Below are 6,085 nucleotides of genomic sequence, written 5' to 3'. Positions count from 1 at the left end.
GTCCGGCCAGTCGTGAAGATCGAGCTTGGCGCCCGCTCCGACACCGAGCCATCCGCCGAGCCGGAGATCGCGCCGTACCTCGTGGAGGTCCTTCCCGATGAAGTGTCAGACTCCCGGTTCACCGTGCACGCCGTCGCACCTGAGCGAACCTTCTGGGAGAAGGTGGCCCTGCTCCACGAGGAGACGTATCGCGAGGGCTCGGCCGCCCCGAAGGCCCGCCTCGCCCGGCACTACTACGACCTTTGGTGCCTCATCGCGCGAGGCGTTGCTGAGCGCGCAGCCCGGGACACGGAGCTGTTCGAACGGGTAGCAGCCCACCGCGCGGTGTTCTTCCGGCGAAGCCGTGACGCGCAGGCCTCCTTTGCGCCGGGCTCACTTCGGCTCGTTCCGGCCGACGACCGCCGCGCGCAGTGGCGACGCGACTACGACGCCATGCGCGAGTCCATGTTCTTCGGCGAGGCGCCGGAGTTCGCCGAGATCCTTGCGGTTGTCAGTCGTTTTGAAGAAGACTTCAACTCGACCCGACACCGACTTCGAGCCACAACGTGACCATGACTGCTGACCGCCTGAAGGGAATCGAGGAATTCGAGGCGGGGCTCTGGAAGATCGCGGACACCAGGCAGCAGCTCCAGGAGTTTGCAGGCTGGACGAAGAAGAAGACCTTCGACACCTACTGGTCCAAGCAGATCAAGCCGTTTGTGGTTGACATCAGCGGCGGCCAGTACCGCGTCAGCGAGGCCTGGTGAACCAAGTCGTCGCGGCGTGCACGCGCGAAGATCGACCTCGAGAGCGCGTGCGATTCGCGGTCGGGTTCGGACACGTCAGCACTTCGAAACTGTCTGGGTTGCAGCCGAAGCAGCCGAGTTCGACCCGCGAGCGGAAGGGCGGCGTTTGTCGGCAGCATTTGCGACCGAATCGGCGGCCGCGACCGACCGAATCTACGCCCGAAGGCCCGGCCGTCAAGGCACGGCGGCCTTGACTGCACGGACTTCCGGGCGCGCCTTGGCGGTTATCGCGGTCCGCCGGGGTTTGCGGCAACGCTGCGCCGTGTTCTCCGAACGGACTTCGGAGAGTTCGCAAGAGTCGTTGACGACGACCGTATGTCCCCGGAATGGACCCTAATCCTATGGAGCGGGCGATCGGACTCGAACCGACGACCTGCTGAATCACGCTGAACTTGCGTTCAGGCGGCGCGCCTTCCTTAAACAGACTTCAGGAATCTTCAGTGGTGGACGAGCGGATCGTGCGCCATAACAGAGTGTCGTCGGGTGCCCCTGTGGAACGCGTCGCAGCCGATCGGCTGGGTGCCTCGTGACGGCAGAACCGGGCGGGCGGCAACGCCGGCCCCTTTTCGGAGGATGAGATGAAGCGCATGGTCATCGGCGTCGTGCTCGCAGGGCTCGCCCTGGGGACGGCTCGTGCCGACCAGGGGCGGTCGGCGAAGACGCCCCAGTACCAGAAGGTGGCGGCGATCACTATCGGCGGCGATGGAGGGTGGGACTTCCTGACCGTGGAGCCGACAACGAAGCGACTCTACGCACCCCACGCCAACTTCGTTGCCGTCATCGATCTCGAGAAGGACGCCGTCGTCGGGCGCGTCGACGATACCCCCGGTGCGCACGGGTTCCTCGCCATCCCCGCCCTCGACCGAGGGTTCTCGAGCAACGGCAGCGAGAACACGTCCACGATGGTCGAGCTGTCGACCCTGAGGGTCATCAAGAAGATCAGGACCGGCGAGAACCCCGACGCCATGCTGTACGACCCCGCGCGGGAGGAGGTATACACCTTCAACGCCGATCGGGCGGGCACGGCCTACTCCGCCACGGTCATCGCTGCGAGAACCGGCAACGTGGTGGCGACGATTCCGATGCCCGGAAAGCCGGAACTGGCGGCGCTCGATCCGGCGGCTGGTCGGATCTACAGCGCCATTCAGGACAAGAACGTCGTCGTCGCCATCGACACGGCGACGCACGCCATCGTCGCGAACTGGCCGACGGCTCCCGGCGCGGAGGCAACCGGCCTGGCGATCGACACGAAGTCCCACCGGCTGTTCGTCGGCTGTGGCAACGGCAAGCTGATCCTCATGGACAGCCGCAACGGCGCCGTCCTCGACACGGCCCCGACCGGGACCGGCAACGACGGCGTCGAGTTCGACGCCGCGACCGGCCTGATCTTCAGCGCGGAGACCGAGGGCACACTGACGATCCTTCAGGTTGCGAGCGACGGCAGACTGAAGGTGGTCCAGACGCTCCGGACGCCGTGGCGTTCGAAGACGATGGCGCTCGACCCGGTGACCCACAAGATCTACGTGGCGTCGGGTCTCTACCAGCCGCTGCCTCCATCGAAACCCGGCGAGGCGACTCCCAAGCCAATCCCCGTCAGCGGGTCGTTCACCGTGCTCGTCTTCGGTCCGGCGTCCAGGTAGCACGGTGAGCGGCAGCGGAGCGGAGCGGGCAGCGGAGCGGGCAGCGGAGCGGGCGGCGAGCCCGCTCCGGCTGCCGTGGGGGTCTGGCGCTACTTTGCCGTCACCCACCGAAGGAGGAAGATTGCAAACGTCACCATGGCGGCGCCGCCGACTCTCGTCGAGACCTGGGCGAACGGCATCAACACCAGGCGGTCGGACGCCGTCAGGATGGCCACGTCCCCGGTGCCTCCCTGCCCGCTGTGACAGGCGGTCACGATCGCGGCCTCGACCGGGTACATCTTCATCCACTGGCCGACGAAGAAGCCGCTCGCGACGATGGACACCACCGTCGCCACGATGGTCAGCAGGATGCTCGGGGTCAACACGGCCACCAGGCTGGCCCACGGCGTCATCGCGACTCCTACGGCCAACAGCAGCGGGAAGGTCACGCCCACGACGAAGAAGCGATGAATCATGTACGCGCCTTCTTCGAGCTCCCTGGGCAGCCATCCGAGCGCTTTGACCACCACGCAGGTGAACAGCATGGTGATCGGCCCCGGAATGCCGGTCACGGGTGCCAGGGACACGCCGAGCAGGTAGAACCCCAGCGCCATCACGCCGCCGACCGCCATCTGCGAGAGATCCAGGCTCGCGTGCGTCTCGGTCGCCGCCTCGAGGACGCGTGTCTCGTCGTCGCCGGCTCCCTCCTTGACCAGGCGGCCCTCCCCGGAGAGTTCGGGCCGCTTCTCGCCCAGCCGTTTCAGGAGGCCGGAGAGGATGATGGCCGTCAGGCTGCCGAGCATCACGACGGGCAGAACCTGCGCGAACGTGTCCTCCTGGGCGACCCCGAGAATGCCCGCGTACCCCATGCTCAGCGGGATGGCGCCTTCTCCGACTCCACCGGCCATGATCGGCACGACGATGTAGAAGAAGGTCCTCGACAGGGGGAGGCCCATGAGCGCGCCGGTGGCCAGGCCCACGCCCGTCGCGACGAACGTCGCCGCCACCAGCGGGACGAACATCTTGGCGAACGCCTTGAGCATGACGGTCCGGTTCATGCCCAGAATGCTCCCGACGATGACCATCGCGATGTACACGTACAGGAAGTTGCTCGTCTTCATGAACGACGTCACGGTCGTGACGGCGACGTCGGGAAGCAGCTTCGCGAAGACGAGGTACGAGGGAAGGAACGTCGCCATGATCGGCGCGCCTCCGACGTCCTTGAGGATGGGTATCCTGTTGCCGATCTCCCCGCACAGGTAGCCCAGGAGCGCCATCACCGCGAGGGCTCCCAGCATGTCCTTCGGGAGCCGGCCGCTCGACATCAACAGGACCATCAGCGCGAAGAACGGCAGGTAGACGCTCAGCGGCACGATCCGGATCTTGAAGGCGAGCACGCGCCTCCAAAGCGGCGGGATCGCGACCACCGGAGGCTGGATCCGGGACGCGGCCGGCTCGGAAGAGGCGCGCTCGGGTCCGACGCCGGCAGGTGCTGTTGCGTTCATGTCTTTGGCACTCCACGACGAGGCTCCCGGCACGGTTGGGAGAACCTGTTCCGTGGTATTAGGCCTCCAGGCCGTGCGGGTCACAACTGAAGTCTTCCTGAAGTCGCGTTAACCTGGCGCCGTTGCCGGCGGTCCGACGGAGCGGACTCCGGGGGCCGTCGCCAACCCGCGGCTGGGCGTTCGGGGAGTGGCGCCGCTACTCGACGGCCGGGAGCGTGATTCGGAAGGTGCTTCCGGCGTCCTCTTCGCTCTCGACGACGAGACGGCCGCCGGAGGCCTGGACCGCCCATCGGGCGATGGAGAGGCCAAGCCCCGAGCCGCCCTGCGCCTCGGTGCGTGAGCGGCCGGGGTCCACGCGGTAGAACCGATCGAAGACCCGTTCACGATCTGCGGCCGGGATGCCCGGCCCCCGGTCGGTGACCTCCACGACGGCGTCCTGGCCCCGCCGACCGACGGTGACCGTGATGGCGCCCTCCTGCGGGCTGAACTTGATCGCGTTGTCCACCAGATTGACGACGGCCCGGCGCAGGATGGTGCGATCGGCGAAAACCGGGACCGGCCCGCCGGAGGCGACGTTGACGGTCTGACGCTTGTCGTCGGCCAGGACCGCGAGGAACTCGCAGGTTTCACGGCAGAGGTCCACGAGTTCCACGCGTTCCACGTTCAGTTGGACCTGGCCCGTCTCGGCGCGAGAGAGCAACAGCAGACTGTCCACGACATGGGAGAGTCGATCGACCTCTTCGAGGAGGCTGCCGATGATCTCGCGATACGCCGCCGGCGTCCGGTCGCCGCGCAGCCCGACCTCGCCGACGCTGCGGAGCGCCGTGAGGGGTGTACGGAGTTCGTGCGACGCGTCGGCGGTGAACCGCCGCAGGTGTTCGAACGACTGCTCGAGCCGCGAGAGCGTGTCGTTGAAGATCGTGGCGAGCCGGCCGACTTCGTCGTGCGGGTTCTCCACCGGCAGGCGGTTGCTGAGGCGCTCAGCCGTGATCAACTGCGCGCGCTGCGCCATCGTCACAAGGGGCTCGAGGGCGGGTTTCGTCAGCACGTATCCACAGAGCCCGGCCAGTACGACGGCGACCGGAAGGGCGATCAAGAGGACGCGGAGGTACTCCCACAACTCGTGCTGCAGCCCCTCCTCGGACCGCAGAACCCGTATGATGACGGGCGTCTCCAGGACGACGAGCGGGCGGCTGAGCATGCGAACCCGTTCACCGTCCACGAAGTCGACCGACCGCGGACCGACCGACTCGGCGGTCGGGACCGACGAGAGGTGGCGGGCGACCTTCGGGTCCTCGGGGTTGCCGTAGAGCAGCTGTCGGTCGGGGCTCCAGATCTCGAGCCAGCGCCACTTGGGAGTGGGCAGCACCTCCGGGGCGCGCGGCAGGGCGGCGTCGGAGGCGAAGCGCAGGCGGCCGCCGCTGCGCGACGCGTTCTCCATCATCTCCTCGCCGACATGGAAGTCCGCCTCCAACTGCCGATCGAGCTCGCGATAGAGCGCCTGGCGAAGCAGGACGTAGACGCCCGCGGCGTACACCGCGAGGAGGATCGCGAGGGTCATCGCGAATACCCAGGCCAGTCTGGTCCGAACGTCCCTGGGACCGTGCACGCGCAAACTCACTGTCCCCCCTCCTTCAGCACGAACCCGACGCCGCGAACCGTGTGGAGCAGCTTCACGTCGAACCCGACGTCCACCTTCTTGCGCAGGTGGGTGACGTGCACGTCGATCACGTTGTCGAGCGGAGTCCCGCGATCCGGCTCCTTCCAGACGTCGCGCGCGAGCATCTCCCGGGACACGATGACGCCCTTGTGGCGGACCAGGTACTCGAGGAGCTCGAACTCCCGCCCGGTGAGCGTGAGCGCGTGGCCTCCTCGGGACGCCTCCCGGGTCGCGGTGTCGATCTCCAGGTCGGCGGCCTTCAGGCGCACGACCTTGTCGCTGTGGCTCCGGCGCAACAGCGCACGGACCCGGGCCAGCAACTCGGCGAAGGCAAACGGCTTCACGAGGTAGTCGTCCGCACCACCGTCCAACCCCGCGACGCGATCCCCGACGGTGTCGCGGGCCGTGAGGATCAGCACGGGCGTCTCGATGCCACGCTGCCGTATCCCGTTGAGAATCTCGAACCCGTCCCGGCCGGGCAGCATCAGATCGAGGATCACGAGGTCGAACGACTGG

The 6,085-nt window shown here is 67.3% G+C and carries 6 protein-coding genes; 3 read left to right on the top strand and 3 right to left on the bottom strand.

Annotated elements, in window-relative coordinates; all coding sequences use genetic code 11:
* The 3 genes from VGK32_22435 to VGK32_22425 form a co-directional block, all read left to right on the top strand.
* Positions 1–549: nucleotidyl transferase AbiEii/AbiGii toxin family protein (locus VGK32_22435; GenBank protein ID HEY3384526.1), on the top strand; the 549-nt coding region annotated here is incomplete at its 5' end.
* The gene (locus VGK32_22430; GenBank protein HEY3384525.1) at positions 546–746 is read left to right on the top strand and encodes a hypothetical protein; all 201 of its coding nucleotides are present in this window, start codon (positions 546–548) and stop codon (positions 744–746) included. The genes VGK32_22435 and VGK32_22430, both read left to right, overlap by 4 nt.
* Before the next feature lie 617 nt (positions 747–1,363).
* On the top strand, positions 1,364–2,425 hold the full coding sequence (locus VGK32_22425) for a hypothetical protein (protein ID HEY3384524.1): 1,062 nt from the start codon (positions 1,364–1,366) through the stop codon (positions 2,423–2,425).
* Between the two features lie 89 nt (positions 2,426–2,514).
* Here the strand turns inward: VGK32_22425 and VGK32_22420 are convergent, their stop codons facing one another.
* The 3 genes from VGK32_22420 to VGK32_22410 form a co-directional block, all read right to left on the bottom strand.
* Positions 2,515–3,909, bottom strand: a complete 1,395-nt coding sequence (locus VGK32_22420; GenBank protein HEY3384523.1) for a 2-hydroxycarboxylate transporter family protein — start codon at positions 3,907–3,909, stop codon at positions 2,515–2,517.
* Positions 3,910–4,105: 196 nt separating this feature from the next.
* A complete protein-coding gene (locus VGK32_22415; protein HEY3384522.1) occupies positions 4,106–5,518 on the bottom strand; it encodes a heavy metal sensor histidine kinase in 1,413 nt (470 codons plus the stop codon).
* Positions 5,519–5,526: 8 nt separating this feature from the next.
* On the bottom strand, positions 5,527–6,085 hold a 559-nt coding region (locus VGK32_22410), incomplete at its 5' end, for a response regulator transcription factor (protein HEY3384521.1).

The sequence above is a fragment of the Vicinamibacterales bacterium genome (genome assembly GCA_036504215.1).
Classification (GTDB): domain Bacteria; phylum Acidobacteriota; class Vicinamibacteria; order Vicinamibacterales; family Fen-181; genus FEN-299.
The sequence above is the reverse complement of the archived record's forward strand: the minus strand, read 5'-3'. Positions and strand labels throughout refer to the sequence as shown.